Below are 1619 nucleotides of genomic sequence, written 5' to 3'. Positions count from 1 at the left end.
GCGCGCCGGCATGGCGCAGCTGCCGGATGGCGAGACCTTGACCGCCGCCTTGCTGCTGATCGCGGCGCCCGCCGTGCTGACGCCGGCGCTGCTGCGCCTGCGGCGCGGCGAGCAGCCGATCGCGCCGGACAGCCGCGCCGATCATGCCGCCGACATGCTGAGGATGCTGAGCGGCCGCGTCGCCTCGCAGGCGCTCACAAAAGCGCTCGACACCTATCTGGTGACCGTCTGCGACCATGGCCTCAACGCATCGACCTTTGCGACGCGCGTGGTCGCCTCCACGCAGGCCGGCCTGACATCGTCCCTGCTGGCCGGGCTTGGCGCGCTCAAAGGGCCGCTGCATGGTGGCGCGCCTGGCCCCGTCATCGAGATGCTGGATGCGATCCAGGCGCATGGCGATGCCGCCGGCTGGCTGCGCAACGAGATCGCGCAGGGCAGGCGCATCATGGGGTTCGGCCATCGCATCTACCGTGTGCGCGATCCGCGCGCCGATGTGCTGAAGGCCGTGGTGCGGCAACTCGGCGGCGAGGGCGAAACCGGTCGCCGGCTGGCCTTTGCGGAGACCGTCGAGCAAACGGCGCTCGAGGTGCTTAGGATCGCAAAGCCGCAGCGTTCGCTGCAGACCAATGTCGAGTTCTACACCGCGCTGGTGCTGCAAGCGGCGGGCTTTCCGCCGCAAGCTTTTAGCAATGTCTTTGCCGCCGGGCGCGTGGCCGGCTGGATCGCGCATGCGCGTGAACAGCAGACGACTGGACGGCTGATCCGACCGCAGTCGCGCTATATCGGGCCGGTGCCGGACCTGGTCGCCTGAGGTTCTTTCGGCGCCTGGCGAGCGACACCGATCCGATCAGGATCCTCCTGGTGAGCGGCCGTGTGGCCGCTCATGACGAAAATTTCATCTCGTCGAAAAATTCTGGCCGCTGTTATTGCGTCGCATTGAGCATATATGCTGCACTGCAACATAAGATCGCTCTTGCCGCAATCAGAGGATTTCGACCTTGGCCGCCAGAAAAACCGCAGTCATCACCGGCTCCACATCGGGCATTGGCCTGGCCATCGCCCAGGCGCTGGCGGCCGAAGGCCATAATGTCGTCGTCAACTCCTTCTCCGACACGGCTGCCGACCACGCCATCGCTGACGCGATCGCCAGACAGCACAAGGTGAAGACGGCCTATATCAAGGCCGACATGTCGAAGCCGGCCGAATGCCGGGCGCTGATCGCCAAGGCGGCCGAGACATTCGGTTCGGTCGATATTCTCGTCAACAATGCAGGCATCCAGCATGTCGCGCCGGTGGAAGAGTTCCCGATCGAGAAATGGGACGCCATCATTGCCATCAACCTGTCGTCGGCGTTCCACACCATCGCGGCCGCCATCCCGCTGATGAAAAAGGCCGGCGGCGGCCGGATCGTCAACATCGCCTCGGCGCATGGCCTGGTCGCGTCGCCGTTCAAATCGGCCTATGTCTCGGCCAAGCACGGCATCATGGGATTGACCAAAACCGTTGCGCTCGAACTGGCGCGCGAAAAAATCACCTGCAACGCCATCTGCCCCGGCTATGTGCTGACGCCGCTGGTCGAGGCGCAGATCCCCGACCAGATGAAAGCCCATCAGATGGAC

The 1619-nt window shown here is 64.9% G+C and carries 2 protein-coding genes; both read left to right on the top strand.

Annotated elements, in window-relative coordinates; all coding sequences use genetic code 11:
* A partial coding sequence (locus EN925_RS35055; RefSeq protein WP_128337328.1) for a citrate synthase occupies nt 1-811 on the top strand: 811 nt, incomplete at its 5' end.
* 178 nt (nt 812-989) lie between these two features.
* On the top strand, nt 990-1619 hold a 630-nt coding region (locus tag EN925_RS35050; protein ID WP_164894625.1), incomplete at its 3' end, for a 3-hydroxybutyrate dehydrogenase.

The sequence above is a fragment of the Mesorhizobium sp. M7A.F.Ca.US.006.04.2.1 genome (assembly GCF_004022915.1).
GTDB classification, from domain to species: Bacteria; Pseudomonadota; Alphaproteobacteria; order Rhizobiales; family Rhizobiaceae; genus Mesorhizobium; species Mesorhizobium ciceri.
This window is presented reverse-complemented; position numbering and strand designations above follow the sequence as displayed.